Source organism: Leifsonia araucanica (assembly GCF_051161895.1).
GTDB lineage: Bacteria > Actinomycetota > Actinomycetes > Actinomycetales > Microbacteriaceae > Leifsonia.
Map to the genome: position 1 here is coordinate 2,559,610 of NZ_JBMBTW010000002.1, position 20,803 is coordinate 2,580,412.

The following is a 20,803-nucleotide window of genomic DNA, read 5'->3' on the forward strand; positions in this document are numbered from 1 at the left end:
GAGACGAACGGGGGACGTGGATGCGCGCGGTCGTGCTGGGCGGGACGGGAGCCATCGGAGGCGCGACGGCGGAGAGGCTCGCGCTGAGCGGCTGGACGGTCGACGTCACCGGTCGCGACGCTGCGGCGATGCCGGCCGAACTCGCCGAGGCCGGGGTGCGGTTCCATGCGCTGCCGCGGACCGACGCATCCGGGATCGGACGGCTGGTCGGCGACGACACCGACCTGCTGGTCGACCTGGTGGCCTACTCGGCACGGGATGTGCGCAGCCTGCTCCCCGTGATGGGCTCGGTCGCGCACACGGTCGTCATCTCGACCAGGGCCGTCTACGTCGACGCGGACGGGCGACACATCAACGGCGACGAGCCGCCGCGGTTCGCCGTTCCGCTGCGCGAAGACAATCCGACGCTTCCCCCTGCCGGCGACGACGTCGACCCGTACACGCGCGACGGGTACGCGCCGTCGAAGGTCGCCGTGGAGCTGGCGGCGCTCAGCGGCGGACTGCCCGTCACGGTGATCCGGCCGTCGAAGGTGCACGGGCGCTGGGCGCGCAATGCACGCAGCCGGCACTTCGTCGAGCGGATGCTGCGCGGAGACGAACGGATCGACCTGGCCGAGGGTGGGCGGTCCGTCGACCACCTGACCGCTGCGGCGAACACGGCCGCGCTCATCGAGGCCATCGCGGGCACGCCGGGGACGCGCATCCTGAACAGTGCCGACCCGGACACGCCGACGGCGGAAGAGATCGCGCGGGCGATCGGCGAGCGGGTGGGCTGGCAGGGAGCGCTCGACCTCGTGGATGCGCCGGACGACGGCGAGCGCGGACACCACCCGTGGCGCACGGTGCACCCGATCGTGCTCGACACGACCGCATCCACGTCGCTCGGCTACACGCCGGCCGGACGCGGGATCGACCTGCTGATGGACGAAGTGGACTGGGTGCGCCGTGGCTGACCGCGTCATCAGTTCGCTCCGCTCGCCCGGGAAGCTGCGGCCCGGCGACAGGATCGCGGTGCTGTCCCCGTCGTTCGCCGCGCCGGGATTCGCGCCGGAGGTGCACGATCAGGCCATGCGACGGCTCGCCGAGGCGACCGGACTGGTGCCGGTCGAATACCCGACCACCCGGATGCTCGGCGCGACACCGGAGGCGCGCGCCGCCGACCTGAACGCCGCGTTCGGCGACCCGGACATCCGGGCGATCATCGCGACGATCGGCGGCGACGACCAGATCACGGTCGTCCCGCATCTCGACGCCGCCCTCGCCACCGCGAACCCCACGATCTTCCTCGGCTACAGCGACAACACGAACATCCTGAACTGGATGTGGCACCTCGGGATCGAGGCGTACTACGGCGGTTCCACCCAGGTGCACCTCGGCCCAGGACCCGGCATCGACCCCATCCACCTGGCGTCGCTGCGGGCTGCACTGCTCGACGGAGGCCGCCTCGACGTGACCGACCCAGGCGACTCCGAAGACTTCGGGATCGACTGGCGTTCGCCGCGCGCGCTGACCGACCACGGCGACCGCGAGACCACAGAACCGTGGGTGTGGGCCGGACCCGCAGCGCGCGTCACCGGACGCACCTGGGGCGGATGCATCGAGGTGGTCGACCAGCTGGCGGTCGCCGACCGGCTCCCCGCACTCGACGCGCTGCGCGGCGCGGTGCTCATCCTCGAGACGAGCGAAGAGGTGCCTCCTGCTCGACTGATCCGGCGATGGATGCGCGCCCTCGGCGAGCGCGGCATCCTCGGCGCGGTGGCGGGCGTGATCGTCGCGCGGCCGCCCGCGAGCACGTTCGGCGACGTGCCGCCCGCGGCGGACAGGGCCGCATACCGGGCCGAGCAGAGCGCGACCGTCATCGAGGAGGTCGCGCGGTACAACCCGGATGCGGTGGTCTGCACGGGCGTGCCATTCGGGCACACGCGGCCGCAGTGGATACTGCCGTACGGCGGCGTCGTGGAGCTGGACGGCGCGGCGCGGACGCTGGTGGCGGATTACGGGACTGCGGGCGACGGTGTTGTGGACGGGGTGACGCTGTGACGCCGGAGGAGGCAGCATCCGTGCTCGGGGTGCCGCTCACGGCGACGGCCGACGACGTCGATCGGGTGTACACCTGGCGTGTCGGCTCCCTCGGGCCGGGCGACACGGCGCGGCGCGAAGCACTGACGCAGGCCAGGGCGGTGCTGCTGCGGGGGCCGTCGCGGCCGCGGACGGGCGCGATCGTCGCGTGGTCGCTCGGCGGCGTGCTGGGGGTGATGGCGCTCCTCGCCGTCGTGGCTGTCGTCACGACCTCGGTATTCGGGCTGGGGCCGGGTGGTGCGGCGGCCCCGCAGCGCAGCGGGGAGCCCGCCCCGCTCAACAGCTCCGCCTACGACGGTGTCAGCGTGCAGTATGCGGGCGACGGGTGGTCCTTCATCCTCACCTCCCCGCGCGACTGCCCGGCGGCGAAGGTGGTCGTCGGCTTCGCCGACGCACCCGGCCAGGACACGATCGACCAGCTCACCGACACCGCGCCCCTGCAGGCCGGCGTCCCGTACACCTACACCGCCCCCGACGGCGCGTCCGTGCACCAGTACGCGCACATCGACGAGATCGTCTGCCACGCCATGTAGCTGGCCGCGAGATGCCAGCAACTGTCGCGCATCCCGGGCGTTTCGCGACAGTTACTGGTGTCTCGCGTGGGGAGGAGTTAGGAAGGCTGCGAGGAGGGCGGAGGCGCGGTATCCGCAAGTCCCGCCGATGTCCGGGCCCTCCTGCCGGATGAAGCCGGCTTGGTCCCAGCGGAGGATGTGAGCCTCGGGGATGCCTGCGACCGCGGCGAAATCTTCGGCGGTTATGAGACCGTCGACGGTGCTTCGGAGACGAATCGAGTTGGAGCTGGCGCCGAGGGAGGCGGCGATCGCCGCGTTCGTGTGCCCGAGCTGCACCGCTCCGCCGAGCAGGTGCCTGGTGGTTCGATACGCCACCCGTCGCCCCGGACCCTGCGCGAGGTTCTCCGCAGTGGCGGCAGCGTGGAGCAGCTCGACGATCAGCTCGAGGTTTTCGGCCAGGGAGCGTACCCCCACGCTCATGTCTAGTTCTGCGTCCCGCGTCGCGGGCGCGTGCGGTTGCGCACGGTGAGAACGATCGCGGCAGCGGCGATGATGACCAGGAGGATGCCGCCGCCGATGATCCACGGGAGCACGGTCGGGGCGCTGCGGGTGGCGGCTGCTCGGGCCGGCTTCTGGTGGGGCGTGTCCTTCACGCCCTGGATGAAGCTGGCGTCGGCCGTGCGGACGACGGGCTTCTTGCCGTCTCCGACGTAGACGCTGGCCACCGCGGTGACGCGCCGCTCGGTCGATGGGATCTTTCCGATCGTGGCGCTGATGGTGAAGGAGTTGTCCGCTCCTGGTGCGATGGTCGGCGTCCAGGTCGCCGTGTTCTTGTCCACAGTCGCGCCGGTGGTCGCGCCGAGCTCGAGGTAGCCGGGCGCCTCGAGGGCGATCGTGACGGCTGCTTCCGCGGCGCCCAGGTTCTTCACGTGCCCCGTGTATGTGACCTTGTCGCCCGTCGTGACCGTCTTCTCACTGTTCGTCAGCGTGACGGAGAGCTGCGCGGCGGGCTCCTCCGCGCGCGCGGGCGAGGTGGGTATGACGGCTGTGGGGAGCAGCGCGACCGCGATCGCAGTTGCGAGAAGAGTTCGGGAGATGGTGCGCATCGGGTTTCCTTTGCATGCGACAGACGGGTCGGGTCCTCCTGGCATGCGCGGAGGAGGGCGCATGGTCCTGGGTGAGCCCCGCCCGAGGGGCCCACCCAGGACTGTGTTTCGGCTACTGCTTGGTGGAAGCAGTACGGCGGCGGCGGCTGAAGAACACCAGCGCAGCTCCACCGAGCGCCAGGAACGCGCCGACGATGATCGCCGGGACGGCGAGCGTCGAACCGGTGTGCGCGAGGCCCGCGACCGGCGGGTCGCCGATCGTGGTCTTCACCGAGCATCCCGTGCCGTCCGATCCGGCGATGCAGTTGCCGCCGTTCGGTGTGACGACCGCGTTGGCGAGCACCTTGTCACCGGTGTCCGGCGTGTTGACGTTCACCGAGTATGTGACCGCCGTCGTCGATCCGACCGTGAGCGCACCGGACCAGGAGAGCACCGGCTTGACGTAGGTCGCGCCGCCGGTTGCGTCGCCGTTGTATGTGGCGTCGTCCAGCACCTTGGACAGATCGTCGGTGAAGGAGGCCGGGTTGGCGGTCGTGTAGTCGACCTTGCCGGTGTTGCTCACCGTGATCGTGTACGTCACGGTCGCGCCGGGCATGGCGTTGGCCTTGTCGACCGTCTTCTTCACGGTGAATCCGGCGACCGGATCGTTGGTGGTGCAGGACGCGGCCGGGTCGCATTCGCCACCCGTCCCGGGGACGACCGTGTTCTTCAGCTCGTGGTCGCCCGTGTCCGGGCTGTTCACGGTGACCGAGTATGTCGCCGTGACCGTGCCACCGACGGGGATCGCAACCCCCCAGGCAAGCGTCGGTGCGCTGTAGGTGGCACCGTTGCTGGCGTCGCCGTTGTATGTGGCGTCATCCAGCACCGAGGACAGGTCGTCGGTGAAGACGGCCGGCTTGGCGGCGGTGAAGGCCGCGCTTCCGGTGTTGGTGACGGTGATCGTGTACGTGATCACGTCACCAGGGGCAGCGCTGGTCGAACTCGACGCCTTGGCCACGGTGAAGGACTGGACGTTCGTCGTCGTGGTGCACTCTCCTGCCGGATCGCAGGCGCCTCCACCGCCGGTGGGTCGCACCGCGTTGGTGAGCGTCTTATCGCCGGCATCCGGGTTGTTGACGGTCACCGAATACGTGACTGTGACCGTCTGGCCGACCGCGAGCGGACCCGACCAGGTCAGGTTCGGCGTTGCGAACACGGCTCCGCTGCTGGCATCACCGTTGTAGGTGGCGTCATCGAGCACCGAGGACAGGTCGTCAGTGAAGGAGGCCGGCTTCGCCGCGGTGTATGCGACGCTTCCGGTGTTCTTCACAGTGACCGTGTACGTCACGACGCCACCGGGCGCGGCCGTGGTGGAGCTGGCCGTCTTGGCCACCGTGTACGAGCCTGACGGGATGTCGACCGAGCACGCCGGGTCGGTGGAACCGACGGCACAGCCGCCGTCCGGCGGGGTGACCACTGCGTTGTGCAGCTTCTGGTCACCGGTCACCGGGTCGTTCACCGTCACGCTGTACGTGAACGTCTCCGACGCCCCGACCGCAAGGGGGCCCGACCAAGACAGCGTCGGGGCCGCGTACGTGGCGCCGTTGGTGGCGTCGCCGTTGTATGTGGCGTCATCCAGCACCTGGGTCAGGTCGTCCGTCCACGAGGCCGGCCCGGTGGCCGTGTAGTCGGCCTTGCCGGTGTTGGTCACGGTGATCGTGTACGTGATCACGCCGCCCGGGACCACCGTGCTGGTGTTCGCGGACTTGGTCACGCTGTAGGACTGCACCGGAGTTTCCGTGGTGCAGTCGCCCGGGGCGCAGCTGCCGTCCGGCCCGGTGGGCACGACAGCGTTGCTGAGCGTGTGGTCACCGGTGTCCGGGTCGTTCACCGTCACCGAGTATGTGACCGTGACGCTTCCGCCGACGGGGATCGCGAGAGCCCAGGCCAGGGTCGGCGCCGTGTATGTGGCGCCGTTGGTGGCGTCGCCGTTGTACGTGGCGTCATCCAGCACGGCCGTCAGGTTGTCGGTGAACGACGCCGGGGCCGCCGCCGTGTACGCCGTCTGACCGGTGTTGGTGACCGTGATCGTGTAGCTGACCACGTCGCCGGGGTGGACGGTCGTGGAGCTGGCCGCCTTGGACAGGCTGAACGCCTTCAGCAGGGTCGTGGTCGTGCACTCGCCCGCTGGGTCGCACCCGCCGCCGGTGCCCGGGGTGGGGGTGACGGCATTCGTCAGCCTGCCGTCACCGGATCCTGCGGCTCCCACGGTCACCGAGTACGTGACGGTGGTCGTCGCACCGACGCCGAGGGGGCCGGACCAGCTCAGGACCGGAGCGGCGTATGTCGCCCCGTTGTTCGCGTCGTTGTTGTACGTCGCGTCATCCAGCACCGCCGACAGGTCGTCGGTGAACGACGCCGGGGCCGCGGCGGTGTATGCGACAGCACCCGTGTTGGTCACCGTCACCGTGTATGTGACCTTGCCAGCCGGGGAGACGGATCCCGTCGGACTGGCGGTCTTCGAGACCGTGAACGACGCAACGTCGTTCGTGGTCGCGCAGCTGCCGGTCGTGGCACAGCTGCCGCCGTCGCCGGGCACGACCGCGTTGGTCAGCACCTTGTTGCCGGTGTCCGGGTCCTTCACGGTCACCGAGTATGTGATCGTCGCCGTTGCACCGGCCGCCAATGCGCCCGACCAGGTGAGTGTGCTGCCGGTCACGGTGGCACCGTTGCTGGCGTCGCCGTTGTACGCGGCGTCATCGAGGACCTTCGACAGGTCGTCGGTGAACGAGGCCGGGTCCGCGGCGGTGAAGTCGCCGGTGCCCGTGTTCGTGACCGTCACCGTGTAGGTGACCGTGTCGCCCGGATGCACGTTCCCGGCCGGGCTCGAGGACTTGGCGACCGTGAAGGTGCGGACCGGTGTGGTCGTGGTGCACTCTCCAGCCGGATCGCAGCTGCCGCCGCCGGTGGTGGGACGCACGGTGTTCTTCACCGACTTGTCGCCCGTGTCCGGGTCGTCGATGGTGACGGAGTACGTCACCGTGATCGTCTGCCCGATGGCGAGGGGGCCCGACCAGGTCAGGTCCGTGCCGGTCACGGTGGCGCCGTTGCTGGCGTCGCCGTTGTATGCGGCATCGTCGAGCACACCCGAGAGGTCATCGGTGAACGATGCAGGCTCGGCTGCGGTGTAGTCGCTGTCGCCGGTGTTGGTGACCGTCACCGTGTACGTGATCGTGTCGCCGGGCAGCACCGAGGTGGTGCTGGCCGACTTGGCGACGGTGTACGAGCCGGAGGGGATGTCGACGAAACAGGCCGGGTCGGTGGAACCGGCCGGGCAGGTGCCCCCGTTGGTGGTGACCACCGCGTTGTGCAGCTTCTGGTCGCCCGTGTCCGGGGAGTTGACGGTGACGGAGTACGTGAACGTCGCCGTCGCGCCGATCGCCAGCGGTCCAGACCACGACAGGGTGGGAGCTGCGTATGTCGCACCGCCGGTGACGTCACCGTTGTATGTCGCGTCGTCGAGCACCGCGGTCAGATCGTCGGACCACGACGCCGGGTTGGCGGCGGTGTAGTCGGCCTGTCCGGTGTTGGTGACCGTGATCGTGTACGTGATGGCGTCACCAGGGATGACCTGGTTGGTGTCGGCCGTCTTGGTCACGCTGAAGGACTGGACCGGGGTCGTCGTCGCACAGTCACCCGGAGTGACACAGCTGCCGCCCGTGCCGGGGACCACCGCGTTGCTCAGGATGTGGTTGCCGTTGTCGGGGTTGCGGACTGTCACCGAATAGGTGATCGTCTGGGTGGCCCCGACCGCGAGTGGACCGGACCAGGACAGGGTGTTCCCGGTGACCGTGGCGCCTGCGGTCGCATCGCCGTTGTATGCGGCGTCATCGAGCACGCCGGAGAGGTTGTCGGTGAAGGACGCCGGGTTCGCCGCCGTGTATGCGACGTTTCCGGTGTTCGTGACGTTCACGGTGTACGTGATGGTCCCACCCGGCTGCACGGACGTGGCCGAAGCGGACTTCGACACCGTGTACGACGGGTCAGGGCAGAGCGCGGTCGAGCGCACCTCAGCGTTGAAGCCCTCGGCGACGTAGTAGCTCTTGATCTGCACCAGGATCGTGTTCAGCCCCGTCTGCCAGTTGCCCTGCAGGGACGTGGTCGCGGCAGCACCGGCAAGGAAGCCGCCACCCGTGTACGGGTTGTTCGGGCTCTGCGGCAGGTTCGCGCCGGTCTGCGCGACATTGTTCACCCAGACGCCGGCGACACTGTTGTCCGCCAGCCAGGACATGTCGAGCTGGAACGAGGAGGGGTCGACCGCAGGATCGAGATTGAACTGGTACCGGTAGTACCAGTCGCCGTATCCGGTCGACTGGTTGACGCCGTTCGCCGGAGGAACGTAGTCAGCGGTGATCCACTGCGACTTTCCGGATTGGCTCGACGCCCACAGATTGTTGACCTTGCCCGCATACGCCGGAGCGAAGGTCGTGCCCGCTGGGGGAAGAGCCGCAGCCGACGGACCGGTCGGGGCGGTCGTCGTGGTCACGTGATTCAGGCCGTCGAAGCCACCCGCGACGGTCCATCGCTGGTCCGCGGCGCCGTCCGCCATCTGGCTGCCGGTCGCTGCGTTGTACCCGGTGTTGAAGATGACGGGGTCGGTCGTACATCCGACCGTCGGCGCGGTGATCGTCAGCGTCGTGTCGCCCGGCGGGTTCAGCCCGGTCTCGGTGACGTTGCCCGGTCCGTTGGTGTAGCTGCCCGCGTCGACGCCCGTGACCTTCACCGTGAACGTGCACGAGGTCTGGCCTGCGTTGAGGTTGCCGCCGGCGGTGATGGCGGTGCCGCCCGCCGCTGCCGTGATCGTGCCGGCGGCGCAGGTGGTCGTGGTGCCTGCCGGGTTCGCGACGGTCAGGCCGGACGGCAGGCTGTCGGTGAACGACCAGCCGTTCTTCGCCGCGAGCTCGGAGGTGTTGGTGACGGTGAAGGTCAGCGTGCTCGACTGACCGATCTCGATATTGGTGGGGCTGAACGCCTTGTCCAGCTGCGGGGTGACATCGAGGATGCGGATGTTGTCGAACGCGGCGTCATTGCCGGCGCCGGAGCCGTTGGCGTTCTGCATGCGGATGCCGAGGCTGGAGCCGGTGAACAGCAGCGACCCGTTCGAGGTGTACGTGCCGACGTTGACCGACTTCGCGGCGACAGAGCCACTCGCGGGGACCGCGACGGTCGTGCCGGACGAGCATGCGTTGAGCTGGCCGCCGACGTTGGTGGCGGCGCCTGCCTGGTTGAGGAAGGCGAACTGATAGAGCGGCGCGGACGCGACCGGCGGGCAGTTCACGGCGGCGGTGTCGACGCTGAAGGTGAGGAACCGGCCCGAGGACGAAGCAAGGGGGATGTTCGTCGCGGTCTGGAACTCGGTGGCGTTCGCTCCCGGGGTGTTCTCGGTGTACGCGGTGACGGCGTGGTTGGCGCCCGGAGTCGCGGAGCCGCCGTGGACGCCCAGGGCGTATGCCAGCTGGTTGAGGTTGGCGGAGTCGTTCTCGATCTGACAGTTGCCCAGGGTCGTCGAGGGCGTGTTGTAGTTGCGGACCTGACCGTTGCAGTTCGCCAGCCACACGGCGTCGGCGGTGTACTTCTGCCCGGTCGCCCCGGTGTACGCGGCCAGGCCGACAGGCGTGTTGCCGACGCCGTTCTCGAAGTTCTCCTGGAACGCGACTGTCGGCGCCTGCGCGGTGCCTGGTGTGCCGGGTACGGCCTGTGCCGTTTCGGCAGAGCCGACGGAGACCCAGCCCGCGCTGATCGTCGCCGCCACGACAGCGAGCACGACAGTGGTCGCTGCTGTGCGCCCCGGCCACTTCATCGTCAGCGTGTTACCGCCTCCACCTCGGAAGGCTTTCTTCAACCAGCGCACGCTTGTTCCCCTATCGATCAGCGGCATGAGACCATTCGGCCAGCTCACAGCTAATCGGTGCCGACACGCCGTTGTCTGCCACCGTGAACGAATCCCACCCCGAGCGCCCGAAACTCACTCCCTTGTGACCCCCGAATGGGGCACAGGAATAGTGCGGAGTGCCGTCGCCTTTGCAGGTGTGAAGGGCCGTCCGGTGCACGCTGGGGCAGCGTATCCCCGGGCCACCGGTCCCTCGGCGATGGCAATACTGGCAATGGTGAGATTCTGATCGGGTGAATGCCGAATGACCGACGAAAACGTCGAAACCGATCCGTTGATAGTGGATGCCAGAAAAAAACCCCGTCGCCTGGAAGCGCTGGTCCGCGAGGTCGCCGCTCGTGAAGGGTGGCAGAAAGCGGCGGCGGTCATCGAGAAGAACTGGGATCAGTTCGCCAGCATTGCGCCGGAACAGTTGTTGACCGCGATCAAGCGGCTTCCCGGCGAAGCGTTCGTCGAGAATCCCGGGCTCCTGGTGGCCGCGAACTATCTGCAGAACGTCAGCATCGGCGGGGACCCACGGCGGTTCTTCTACGAAGGCAGGCTGATCCCGTCGGTCGAACGGGAAGACGACCCGGACCTCGCAACCCTGATCCTCCTCACCGGGCAGGCCGCCGGCGCCCGGACCAACGGCCGGCTCGACGAGGCCCGCGAGGCGGCCGAAGCAGCACAGGCGAAACTGCGCAGCCTCTCGGACGCGGCGCGCAGCCCCATGACCCACTCCCTCCCGCATCTGCGCTTCCAGTGGGGCCGCTCGCTCGATGCAGCGGATGCTCCTGGCGCCCTTTCCGAGTACGAAGAGGCGTACGACCTGGCCCTGTTCACCAAGCAGTCGGTCATCACCCGCCGAGCGGCCGGACACATCGCCTGGCATCACGCCGAAAAGGGCCGCCTGCAACTCGCCGAGTTGTGGCTTGCGCGCGCGCACGCCGAACCATCCACAGACGGACGCTACGAGGTCATCGTCTTCCTTGCTTCCGCTCTTCTCCGTCACGACCGTGCCGACCCGGCCGCGGGAAACGACCTGGCTCGCGCGCTCGCGCTCCCCTTGGGCGAGCAGTGGGCTGCCGCCCTCTGGGTGTCCGCCATCCTGGCCCGCACGGCCGCAGCGGCCGCAGCGGTTGGCGCCCGACTGGAGAACGAAGTTCACCGCCATCCGGAAATCGCCGATCGGCGCGGGGCGAACGGACGCTACCTCCTCGCTGCGCAGAACCGTCTGGCCCGGGTCCGGCCCGGACTGCGCATCGAGCGGACGCTGCCGAGCTCGCCGACCGGACTGGATCTCGTCCTTGCCGCGTCCGACGCATACGGGAAAGGCGAATACGCTGCTGCCCTCGACCTGACCCACCGAGCCACTGCACACAGCAGCGCGCCGCGCGTGGAAGCCTCGACCCAGCTCATTACCGCGGCCGCCCATCTGGCTGTCGGGCACCCGACCGCTGCAGCGGAAGCGTTCCGGCACGCGAACGCCATCATCGAACGCGAACGCATGTTCTCCGCATACAGCTTCCTCCGCCCCGCGGATGCGACCAAGCTCGCCCGCATCTCCGGCGAACCGATCCTCGACCCCCGCCACCCGACACACGACGATCCCGCCCTCCCCAAGCTCAGCAAGGGGGAACAAGACGTCCTCCACCTGCTCGAGGCCGGCCACACGATGGGCCAGATCGCCGCGGAACTCTATGTCAGTCCGAACACCCTCAAAGGCACCGTCCGAAACCTCTACCGCAAACTCGGCGTCAACTCCCGCGACGCCGCCGTAGCGGCAGCCCGCAACGCCCGCGGCCCGCACGCGTCGTAAGGTGCGGCGGCGCTGAAGGGCGTCAGCCGCGCAGGTGCTCGTAGAGGGCGCGGGCTGCGGCGCCGAGGGCGGCCTCGGCGGCCGGCTGCACCGATGCGGGGACCGTGGATGCGCTCAGCGCGACGATCGCGAAGCGGGAGCCGTCCGCGTTCTCGAGCACACCGGCCTCGTGCCGCAGGTTGAGGAGCGTGCCGGTCTTGGAGGCCCAGCGGGCATCGTCGGCGGCCAGATCGGGGGCGAGGCGGTGACGGGTCGTGTTGCCGTGCAGGTGTTCGCGCAGCCGTGACGCGACCACGGGCGGGATGCCGCGCTCGCGCCAGATCGCTTCGAGCAGGTCGGCGAAACCGGCGGCGGTGACCGTGTTGGTGCGCGCGACGTCGAGCTGCCGCACCGGGTGGCCGTGCGCGGGGGTGCTGCCCCGGATGGCGAGGGTGTGGGCGAGGTGCGCGTCGTCGGGCGCGAACCGTTCGAGCGGAGTGTCGGAAAGGTCGGCGAACGGGTGCCGGACGGCGATGCCGCGGATGCCGAGCGCATCCAGGTCGGCCATGACCTCGGCGGCGGGCACCAGGGCGAGGAGGGCGTCGGCGGCTCCGTTGTCGCTGATGCTGATGGCGAGCGAGACGAGATCGTCGACGGCGATGGTCGACGGATGGCGGAACCGGCCTGTGCCGGGGGTGCCCTCCGCCGGATCTCCGGGCGGGACGGTCACGGGCGAAGCGCCGTCGATCCTTCCGTCGGCGATGCGGAGGAGGACGGACAGCGCGATCGGCACCTTCGCGAGCGACGCGGCCGGGGTGGGGATGTCGGCGTCGATGGCGACCTCGCGGCCGGCGTCGATGTCCCGGACGACGATGGATGCGCGCAGGCCCGCCGCGGCGAGGTCGGCACGGACGGCGGAGAGGAGGCGGTGGTCAGGCACGGGGCGCCTCCGCCCCGAGCGCTGCCGCCAGCTCGTCGGCGACCGCCGCGCGCACCGCATCCACGTCGTGGGCGCTGTCGCCGCCCAGTGCGAAACCGCGCGCGAGCGGCAGGCCGGTGAACGGCCGCCAGTGCAGGCCGAGGTCGTGGGCTTCCGCACGGGTGCACAGCAGCAGGTCGCCGTCGGCGAGCACCGCGGCGAGCGCGGACGTGACCGACGCATCCACCGGCAGCTGTCCGGGGAGGAGGCCCGCCGCGTACGCCGCCCTGGTGAGGGGGTCGCGGAGGTGCGGCAGGTCGTCCTCGGGGGCGATCCGGATGCGGGCACCGGCGTCCGCATCCCTGGTGCCGCGCCCGCGGCGGCTCGGCCGGAGCGCTTCGAGGCGGAGGGCGCGGTCGGAAGGGCGGCGTCCGGCTGCTCCGAGTTCGGCGACCCACTCCGCCTCGTCGACCGGGACGGCGAGCACGGCGACGCGGACCGCGAGGGTGCTGGCGAGCTCCGCTCTGCGCGGCGGCGGCTCGGCGCGGAACTCGAGGCGCAGGCCGGCCGCGCGCCCGGCCGCGACGGTGACGGCGAGGTCGCGTGTCGAGCATCCGGTGGGTACGGCGACCGTCACCGGCCGCAGTCTGGCGCGCTCGGCATCCAGTTCGACCTCGTCGGCGAGCCGCACCAGGCGACGGGCAGACGGCACGAGGTCGCGCCCGAACGCGGTGAGCACCGCGTGGCGGGCGTTGCGTTCGAGCAGCGGGGCGCCGAGCTGCCGTTCGAGGGCCAGGATGCGGCGGCTCGCGACCGACTGGGCAACATCCAGGGCCGCGGCGGCACGCGTCACCGACCCGCGCTCGTCGATCTCGACGAGCACCCGGTACGCCGCGATCAGGTCCACGCCAGCAGCCTAACCTCATGCTCTTTGCGCATTGGTCCGCTCGATCCGGTCTTGGACAGGATGGATGGCGGCGGGTGAGGCTGGAGGCATGAACGCTCGAACACGAATCGTCCTCCGCGCGGCCGCCGCCACCGTCGCCGCCACCGTGCTGCTGTCCGGGTGCCAGGCGGCGCTCGCCGCGACAGGGGTGGGGGTGCCCGCGGCAGTGTCCGGGATGCAGGGCGCGGCCGGGGCGCCTTCCGCATCCGGCGCCCCCGCTGCATCCGGCGCCCCCGATGCATCCGGGGTGCCTGCCGCTGCCGACGCATCCACCGCCACCAGCCGCGCATTCGCGGACCTCGAACGCACGCACGGCGCCACCCTCGGCGTGACCGCCGTCGACACCGGCAACGGCCGTGCGGTGGGCTACCGGTCGGGTGAGCGTTTCCCGTTCGCGTCGTCCAACAAGACGTTCATCGCCGCCGCCACCCTGCAGCGCACGACCACCGCCGACCTCGGCACGGTCATCCACTACACGCGCGCGGACCTGCTCGACTACGCGCCGATCACGAGCCGCTTCGTCGACACCGGCATGACGGTGCGCGAACTCCTCGACGCGATGCTCCGCTTCAGCGACAACACCGCGGCCAACCTGCTGGTCGCCCGACTCGGCGGCCCGGACGCGGTCGAACAGTGGATGCGCGGCATCGGCGACCGCATCACCAGCGTCGACCGCGTCGAACCCGACCTCAACGAGGCCACCCCCGGCGACCCCCGCGACACGACCACCCCCGCCCAGTTCGCCGCCGACCTGCGCACGGTGGTGCTCGGGAAGACGCTGGAGACGGCCGACCGGACGCTGCTCCGCAACACGATGCTCGACAACACGACAGGCGACGAGACGATCCGCGCCGGGGTGGACCCCGCGTGGCCGGTCGCCGACAAGACGGGCACAGGCGAATACGGCGTGCGCGACGACATCGCGGTGGTGTACCCGGCAGGCAGGGCGCCGGTGATCGTGGTGGTGCTGACGCGGAAGGACACGCCGGATGCCACGCCGGACAACGCGCTGGTGGCGGAGGCGGCGAAGGTGGCGGTGCGGGCGCTGGGGCGGTAGGGGCGCTACCGCAGCCGATCGCGGAGGCGTCGCAGGCTGGCGGTCTCGGCGGTGTTGCCCGCCAGGTCGATCGCCCTGTCGTACGCTGCGCGGGCATCCTGAGTGCGGCCCAGCCTGCGCAGCACGTCCGCGCGGGTTGCGTGGAACGCGTGATAGTCGCTCAGGCTCTTCTCGAGCCGGTCGACGGTCGCGAGAGCTGCTTCCGGCCCGTCGAGTTCCGCGACTGCGACGGACCTGTTCAGCTCGACGATGGGCGACGGGTCGAGCGTGACGAGCTGGTCGTAGAGGGCGAGGACCTGTGACCAATCGGTGTCGCGCATGTCCCGCGCGGAGGTGTGAACGGCGCCGATCGCCGCAAGGATCTGGTAACGCCCCGGGGCAACCCCTGCCGCGGCTGCAGCCAGTCGCTCGCGCACGATCCGGTGACCCTCGGCGATGAGCACGGCGTCCCACGCTCCCCGGTCCTGCTCAGCGAGAGGAACCAGTTCGCCGTCAACCGAGATCCGGGAGGCGCGGCGGGCCTCCGTGAGGAGCATCAGCGCCAGCAGCCCGGCCACTTCGCCATCGTCCGGCATGAGGTCACGGAGCAGGCGCGTGAGCCGGATCGCCTCGGCGGTCAGGTCGGCGCGCACCGGGTCGGCGTGGGGGCCGGTCGCCAGATAGCCCTCGTTGAAGACCAGGAAGAGCACGGCGAGGACACCGGACACCCGGTCGGGGAGGTCCGCGTCAGAGGGCACCCGATAGGGGATGCGAGCCGCCTTGATCTTCGCTTTCGCGCGGGTGATCCTCTGCCCCATCGTGCTCTCGGTCACCAGGAAGGCGCGAGCGATCTCTGCCACGGTCAGACCGCCGACCATGCGCAGGGTCAGTGCCACCCGTGCGTTCATCGCCAACGCCGGATGACAGCAGACGAAGATCAGCCGGAGCCGGTCGTCGTCGATGGCGCCGACCGGCTCGGCTGGTACGTTCTCGTACACCAGCTGAGCGTGCTTGTGCTTATCGTCTCGTTTGTTCTCGCGTCGCATCCGGTCGACGGCCTTGCGGCTGGCGGTGAGGTGGATCCAGGCGCCGGGATTGGGCGGCACGCCGTCGCGCGACCACCGCTCGACGGCGATCGCGAATGCTTCGGCCGCGGCATCTTCGGCGATGTCGAGGTCGTCGAAGCGCCTGGTCAGGCCGGCGACCACCCTGGCCCACTCGTCCTGGTGTGCCCGAGTGATCGCTCGCTCGACGTCGTTCACGCGAACGGCCGCACCTCGATCTTCCGGTCGCAGACCTTCGACGCCTCCGCGGCGAGGGCGAGTGCCACATCCAGATCGGGCGCCTCCCACACCCAGACACCGGCGAGGTATTCCTTCGACTCGACGAACGGCCCGTCGCTGAAGATCGGCTGCTCGCCCCGGTTGTCGATGACCGTGGCCGTGTCGGTGTCCGCGAGTCCCCCCGCGAAGACCCAATAGCCCTCGCTGATCAGCCGTTCGTTGAACGCGCTGATTTCAGGCCGCCTGTCCGTGCTGCCGGGATCGTTCTTGTCGTCGATCACGGATACGAGGTACTGCATCTGCCGATCCTCTCCTTGGTTCCTCTATTCGATCAGAAGGTCGCGTAGCTGGGGCGGCCGACGGGGCGGAAGGTCTGAATCATGACCCCCTTCGAATCGGAACGCGCATCCACGAGGTCGAACGCGATGTCGGGGCCCGGCCGAGCGAAGAGCCGGTCACCCTGACCGAGGACCACGGGGACGGTGATGAGTTCCATCTCGTCGACGAGGTCGTGCTCCAGCAGCCACTGGATGAGACGGCTGCTTCCGTGCACCTGCAGTTCGCCGTCCCTGCTGGCCTTCAATTCCGTGACGGCGGCGAACAGATCGTTCCCGAGGACCGCCGTGTTCGCCCAGTCCGGCTCGGTCAGCGTCCTGGATGCCACGTACTTCGGCTTCGCGTTCAGGGCCACTCCGATGGGATGCCGTTTCAGGTCCTCCATCGTCCCCCAGAATTCGAGGAAGACGTCGTACGTTCGGCGGCCGAACAGGAACGCGTCGGCGCGCTGGAACGTCGCGGCGATGTGATCCCGGGTCGTGTCGTCGCCCGCTCCCCGCGCCCAGCCGCCGCGCTCGAAACCGCTGGCGCGGTCCTCCTCGGTCGAGCCGCCGTTCCCCTGAGTCACTCCGTCGAGTGTGAGCTGCGTGATCGTCGTGAGCTTCATTCTTCCGTTCGTCTCCCTGAGTCTGGGTGCCCGCTCGTGCGGCACCTTCTACCCAGACAACGAACGAGTCCGCTCGGATCCGACAACAGCCGAAAGAAATTCTCCATCACCGCCGCGACAGCATCGTCTCCTCGCCCACGCGGGTCAGTTTCTGCGGGTTGCGGACGAAGTAGAGGCCGACGATGCGGCCGTCGGCGACCTGGGCGGCGAGGACGCCGTCCATCTCGCCGTCGACGCTGAGGACCAGGGCTGGGTTGCCGTTGACGGTCGTCGCCGCTCCGGTGACGGATGCGCCCGTCTTGCGGATGCCTCCCGCGATGAAGCGGGCGACCTTGTCGGCGCCGACGATCGGGCGGAGGGCTGCCTGTTTCACTCCGCCGCCGTCGCTGACGAGCACCACATCCGGGGCCAGCACGGCGAGGACGCCCTGCGTGTCCCCGGTCTCGACCGCGACCCGGAAGGCTTCGAGGGCCGCTCTGGCCTCGCCGGCCGTGACGGTGACGCGGGGGCGCCGCGCCTCCACGTGGCCGCGGGCGCGGTGGGCGATCTGGCGCACGGCGGCCGGGGTCCTGTCGACGGCGGCGGCGATCTCGTCGAAGCCGAAACCGAACACCTCGCGCAGCACGAACACGACCCGCTCGGTGGGGCCGAGGGTTTCCAACACCACCATGAGCGCCATCGAGACGGACTCGGCGAGTTCGGCGTCGTCGGCCACATCCGGGGCGGTCAGAAGCGGCTCCGGCAGCCACGGGCCCACGTACGCCTCGCGACGGCGCTGCACGGAACGCAGGCGGTTGAGGGCGAGCCTGGTCGCGATCCTGACCAGGTACGCACGCTCGTTGCGCACCTCCGCCCTGTCGACTCTCACCCAGCGCAGCCAGGTCTCCTGCAGCACGTCCTCCGCGTCCGCGGCCGAGCCGAGCATCTCGTACGCCACGGTGAACAGCAGGTTCCGGTGGGCGACGAAGAACTCGGTGGCGTCACCGGATGCGTCGCCCGGTTCGTCGCCGGATGCGTCGCTCCACTCATCACCGGATGCGTCGCCCTCCGGGCCGTCCTCCCGGTCCGCGTCCTCCACCTCGTCGTCGCTCACGCCAGCTCCCCTCCACCCGAAACCGCACCAGCACCCACACCCGACACGGCTCCCGCATCCGCATCCGACTCTGCGAGCATACGGCGACGCTCCCGATCTCCGAAGGCCGCCGGGAGTCGCGTCGCCCCGGGATGCCGCGCCTCGATGACCAGCGACTCGACCGTTCCCCAGCACACCACCTCTTTCACTTTCGCTCCCGCGCGCCCGGAGATGTACACCCCCGTCGCGGTGTCGTTCCTGTGCTCGAACTGGAAGATGCCGCTGCGCCGTCCGAGGCTGATGCACAGTCCGACGAAGCCGAGCACGAACGGCGCCGGCTGCTCTCCGGCGATGCGGCGCAGTACCGTGTCCGCCGCCGAACCGCCGAGCGGGCCGGCTGCCTGGCAGCTCATCCGCACCGCGAGCCCCGACGGGGCGGCCGAGTCTCCCGCCGCCACGATGCGGTCGTCGTCCACGCTGGTCAGCGTCTCGTCGGTGACGAGGCGGCCGATGGCGTCCGTGGTCAGCCCGCTGCTCCGCGCCAGTTGCGGCACGCCGAAACCGGTCGCCCACACGGTCACCACGCTCGGGATGCTGCGTCCGTCCGCCAGCTGGACCGCATCCGGTGTCACAGCGGTCACCCGCGAGCCCTGGCCGTCCTCGATGCGGACGCCGAGCGCCGTCAGCCGTCGCTCGACCGTCCGGCGGGCGCGCTGGTGCAGCGTCGGACCGAGCGGACCGGCGCAGAACAGCACGACGTCGCGGCCCTGCTCGGCGAGCTCCGCCGCGGTCTCGATGCCCGCCGGGCCACCGCCCACGACGGCGACGGGAGCCGCCTGGCCTGCCGCCGCGAGCGCATCCCGCAGCCGTTCGGCGTCGGCCAAATCGGCGATCGGATGCGCGTGCTCGGCCGCACCGGGCACCTCCAGCACCGCGCGCCCGCTGCCGAGGGCGTAGACGAGGTAGTCGTAGCCGAGCACGGCACCGGATGCGAGCTGCACGGTCCGCGCATCCCGGTCGATGCGGTCGGCGGTGTCGACCACGAGCCGGATGCCGTCGGCGAGCACTTTCGCGTATTCGACCACGGCGTCGTCCGAGCCACCGGCCAGCTGGTGCAGCCGGATGCGCTCGACGAAGACGGGCCGCGCGTTGACGAGGGTCACGGCGATGTCGCCGCGCGTGGTCAGGCGGTTTGCTGCTGTCACTCCTGCGTATCCTCCGCCGATGACGACGACCTGGATCGGGGTGGTCATGAGATCTCCTTCGTTCGACTCTCTGCCCTTGAGACACCGGTGGATGCGGACGTGTGACACGCGCGGCGGAACAATTCCTGGTTGCCGAGTTAGGTAAGGCTGCCCTAAGCTCTTGCATCGTGACCTCCCGCCGCCCGACGCATCCCGAGCATCACGCCGGGCTTCGGGCCACCGCCGTCACGGTCGCGTACGACGGTGTGGATGTGGTCCACGGCGCCGACCTCGACCTCCCGGCCGGGCGCGTCACGGCGCTGATCGGCCCGAACGGGAGCGGGAAATCCACCCTGCTGCGCGCCATCGCCCGGCTGCACGCCGCCCGCGCCGGACGTGTGACGCTGCACGGCGACGGCGACCCGACCGACGCCCTCACCCTCTCCCGCACCGCCTTCGCCCGCCGCATCACCCTCCTCGCCCAGAGCCGCCCCACCCCCGCCGGCCTGAGCGTGCGCGACGTCGTCGGCTTCGGCCGCCACCCGCACCGGCAGCGGTTCCGCGGCACCGACCAGGACGGTCCGGCGACCGTCGAGCGCGCCATGTCGCTGACCGGCGTCTCCGAGTTCGCCGAGCGCGGCGTCGAGAGCCTGTCCGGCGGGCAGCTGCAGCGGGTGTGGCTGGCGTGCTGTCTCGCGCAGGACACCGACGTGCTGCTGCTCGACGAGCCGACCACCTATCTCGATCTGCGCTACCAGGTGGAGATCCTCGACCTCATCCGGGAGCTCGCCGACGTGCACGGCGTGACCATCGGCGTCGTCCTGCACGACCTCGACCAGGCGGCGGCCGTCGCGGATCAGGTCGTGCTGCTCTCGGCCGGTCGCGTCGTCGCATCCGGCACCGCCGAGCAGGTCTACGACCCCGCGCTCCTCACCGAGACGTACGGCATCCGGATCGACGTGGATGTGAACCCGTCGACCGGCATGCCACGAACACACCCGATGGGCAGCCATCACCTGAGAACCGAAAGGACCCCCACCCCCTCATGATCAGACACCGGATCGCAGCAGTGCTCGCCGTCGCCACCGTGCTCGCCCTCGCCGGATGCGGCACCACGGAGGCACCGGCGGCGAACGGCTCAGCAGCGGGCGCGCTCACCATCACCGACGCGCGCGGCGAGAAGGTGAAGCTCGACGGCCCCGCCAAGCGTGTCGTCGGGACGGAGTGGGGTGTCGTCGAGACGCTGGTGAGCCTGGGCGTCGACCCGGTCGGCGTCGCCGACGTGAAGGGGTACACCGCGTACGACACGGCCGCGCCGCTGCCCAAGGACGTGAAGGACATCGGCACCCGCGGAGAGCCCAGTCTCGACACGGTCGCCGCACTCAAGCCGGACCTGATCGTCGCCACCACCGACCTCACCGACTCGGCCATCGCGCAGCTCGAGAAGGTGGGACCGGTGATCGTCGTGCGGTCGGCGGACGCGTCGAAGCAGATCGACCAGATGATCGAGAACACCGAGCTGATCGCCGAGGCGACGGGCACCGAGTCCCAGGCGAAGACCGAGATCGCGGCCTTCAAGAAGACGGTAAGCGACGGCAAGGCGAAGCTGGAGGCGGCCGGTCTCGGCGGGACGCCGCTCGCGTTCGCCGACGGCTGGCAGGAGGGCAACCAGGTGTCGGTGCGCCCGTACGTCACCGGTTCGCTGATCGCCGACATCAACACCGAGCTCGGCCTCACCGACCCGTGGAAGCTCGAAGGCGACAAGGCGTACGGCCTCGCTGCCACCGATGTCGAGGGCCTCACGAAGCTCGGCGACGTGCGCTTCGCATACATCGCCAACGACTCCGACGGAGGAGACCCGTTCGCGGACGGCCTCAAGGACAACGCCGTCTGGAAGTCCCTGCCGTTCGTGCAGAAGGGCACCGTCTACCGCCTGCCGGACGGCATCTGGATGTTCGGCGGCACGGCCTCCGCGCAGCAGTACGTCGACGCCATCGTGAAGGCTCTGACGAACTGA

Annotated in this window: 17 protein-coding genes; 7 read left to right on the forward strand and 10 right to left on the reverse strand. The window is 70.0% G+C overall.

All coding sequences use genetic code 11. From position 1 onward, the window contains the following. The first annotated feature begins 20 nt into the window (after positions 1-20). Genes ACN6M5_RS12325 through ACN6M5_RS12335 form a run of 3 tightly spaced genes read left to right on the forward strand, consistent with a single transcriptional unit; the run spans position 21 to position 2,612 of the window. Entirely contained in the window at positions 21-953 is a 933-nt protein-coding gene (locus ACN6M5_RS12325; RefSeq protein WP_434950211.1) for an NAD-dependent epimerase/dehydratase family protein, read from the forward strand. After that, a complete protein-coding gene (locus ACN6M5_RS12330) occupies positions 946-2,040 on the forward strand; it encodes a S66 family peptidase (RefSeq protein ID WP_434950213.1) in 1,095 nt (364 codons plus the stop codon). The genes ACN6M5_RS12325 and ACN6M5_RS12330 overlap by 8 nt, the downstream gene beginning before the upstream one ends. Further along, positions 2,037-2,612: a hypothetical protein gene (locus tag ACN6M5_RS12335; protein ID WP_434950215.1), complete on the forward strand. Its 576-nt coding sequence runs from the start codon at positions 2,037-2,039 to the stop codon at positions 2,610-2,612. Before ACN6M5_RS12330 ends, ACN6M5_RS12335 begins: the two co-directional genes overlap by 4 nt. A 51-nt stretch (positions 2,613-2,663) precedes the next feature. Here the strand turns inward: ACN6M5_RS12335 and ACN6M5_RS12340 are convergent, their stop codons facing one another. The 3 genes from ACN6M5_RS12340 to ACN6M5_RS12350 all read right to left on the reverse strand — a co-directional run bounded on the left by ACN6M5_RS12340 (position 2,664) and on the right by ACN6M5_RS12350 (position 9,578). After that, a complete protein-coding gene (locus tag ACN6M5_RS12340; protein WP_434950217.1) occupies positions 2,664-3,071 on the reverse strand; it encodes a hypothetical protein in 408 nt (135 codons plus the stop codon). Positions 3,072-3,073: 2 nt separating this feature from the next. Continuing rightward, positions 3,074-3,697, reverse strand: a complete 624-nt coding sequence (locus ACN6M5_RS12345) for a hypothetical protein (protein ID WP_434950218.1) — start codon at positions 3,695-3,697, stop codon at positions 3,074-3,076. 112 nt (positions 3,698-3,809) lie between these two features. Further along, the gene (locus tag ACN6M5_RS12350) at positions 3,810-9,578 is read right to left on the reverse strand and encodes a beta strand repeat-containing protein (RefSeq protein ID WP_434950220.1); all 5,769 of its coding nucleotides are present in this window, start codon (positions 9,576-9,578) and stop codon (positions 3,810-3,812) included. Between the two features lie 292 nt (positions 9,579-9,870). On the opposite strand from ACN6M5_RS12350, the gene ACN6M5_RS12355 reads away from it, so the two are divergent. Further along, on the forward strand, positions 9,871-11,424 hold the full coding sequence (locus ACN6M5_RS12355; protein WP_434950222.1) for a helix-turn-helix transcriptional regulator: 1,554 nt from the start codon (positions 9,871-9,873) through the stop codon (positions 11,422-11,424). A 22-nt stretch (positions 11,425-11,446) separates the two neighbouring features. On the opposite strand, the gene ACN6M5_RS12360 is transcribed toward ACN6M5_RS12355, so the two are convergent. Next, a complete protein-coding gene (locus ACN6M5_RS12360) occupies positions 11,447-12,343 on the reverse strand; it encodes a serine hydrolase (RefSeq protein ID WP_434950224.1) in 897 nt (298 codons plus the stop codon). After that, the gene (locus ACN6M5_RS12365; protein ID WP_434950226.1) at positions 12,336-13,229 is read right to left on the reverse strand and encodes a LysR family transcriptional regulator; all 894 of its coding nucleotides are present in this window, start codon (positions 13,227-13,229) and stop codon (positions 12,336-12,338) included. Before ACN6M5_RS12365 ends, ACN6M5_RS12360 begins: the two co-directional genes overlap by 8 nt. A gap of 88 nt (positions 13,230-13,317) precedes the next feature. On the opposite strand from ACN6M5_RS12365, the gene bla reads away from it, so the two are divergent. Continuing rightward, the gene (bla, locus tag ACN6M5_RS12370) at positions 13,318-14,325 is read left to right on the forward strand and encodes a class A beta-lactamase (RefSeq protein WP_434950228.1); all 1,008 of its coding nucleotides are present in this window, start codon (positions 13,318-13,320) and stop codon (positions 14,323-14,325) included. A gap of 5 nt (positions 14,326-14,330) precedes the next feature. Here the strand turns inward: bla and ACN6M5_RS12375 are convergent, their stop codons facing one another. The 5 genes from ACN6M5_RS12375 to ACN6M5_RS12395 form a co-directional block, all read right to left on the reverse strand. After that, entirely contained in the window at positions 14,331-15,566 is a 1,236-nt protein-coding gene (locus ACN6M5_RS12375; protein ID WP_434950230.1) for an RNA polymerase sigma factor, read from the reverse strand. Beyond that, positions 15,563-15,886, reverse strand: a complete 324-nt coding sequence (locus ACN6M5_RS12380; RefSeq protein WP_434950232.1) for a YciI family protein — start codon at positions 15,884-15,886, stop codon at positions 15,563-15,565. The genes ACN6M5_RS12375 and ACN6M5_RS12380 overlap by 4 nt, the downstream gene beginning before the upstream one ends. 32 nt (positions 15,887-15,918) lie before the next feature. Further along, a complete protein-coding gene (locus ACN6M5_RS12385) occupies positions 15,919-16,530 on the reverse strand; it encodes a dihydrofolate reductase family protein (protein WP_434950234.1) in 612 nt (203 codons plus the stop codon). A gap of 106 nt (positions 16,531-16,636) precedes the next feature. After that, the gene (locus ACN6M5_RS12390; protein ID WP_434950236.1) at positions 16,637-17,623 is read right to left on the reverse strand and encodes an RNA polymerase sigma-70 factor; all 987 of its coding nucleotides are present in this window, start codon (positions 17,621-17,623) and stop codon (positions 16,637-16,639) included. Continuing rightward, positions 17,620-18,855 (reverse strand): NAD(P)/FAD-dependent oxidoreductase, encoded by a 1,236-nt coding sequence (locus ACN6M5_RS12395; protein WP_434950238.1) that lies wholly within the window; start codon positions 18,853-18,855, stop codon positions 17,620-17,622. Before ACN6M5_RS12395 ends, ACN6M5_RS12390 begins: the two co-directional genes overlap by 4 nt. A gap of 119 nt (positions 18,856-18,974) precedes the next feature. Here ACN6M5_RS12395 and ACN6M5_RS12400 point away from each other — a divergent pair, with 119 nt between their 5' ends. After that, complete coding sequence (locus tag ACN6M5_RS12400) at positions 18,975-19,835, forward strand: ABC transporter ATP-binding protein (RefSeq protein ID WP_168690542.1); 861 nt, start codon at positions 18,975-18,977, stop codon at positions 19,833-19,835. Further along, positions 19,832-20,803 carry an ABC transporter substrate-binding protein gene (locus ACN6M5_RS12405; protein WP_434950241.1) on the forward strand — a complete coding sequence of 324 codons (972 nt, stop codon included), beginning with the start codon at positions 19,832-19,834 and terminating at the stop codon, positions 20,801-20,803. Before ACN6M5_RS12400 ends, ACN6M5_RS12405 begins: the two co-directional genes overlap by 4 nt.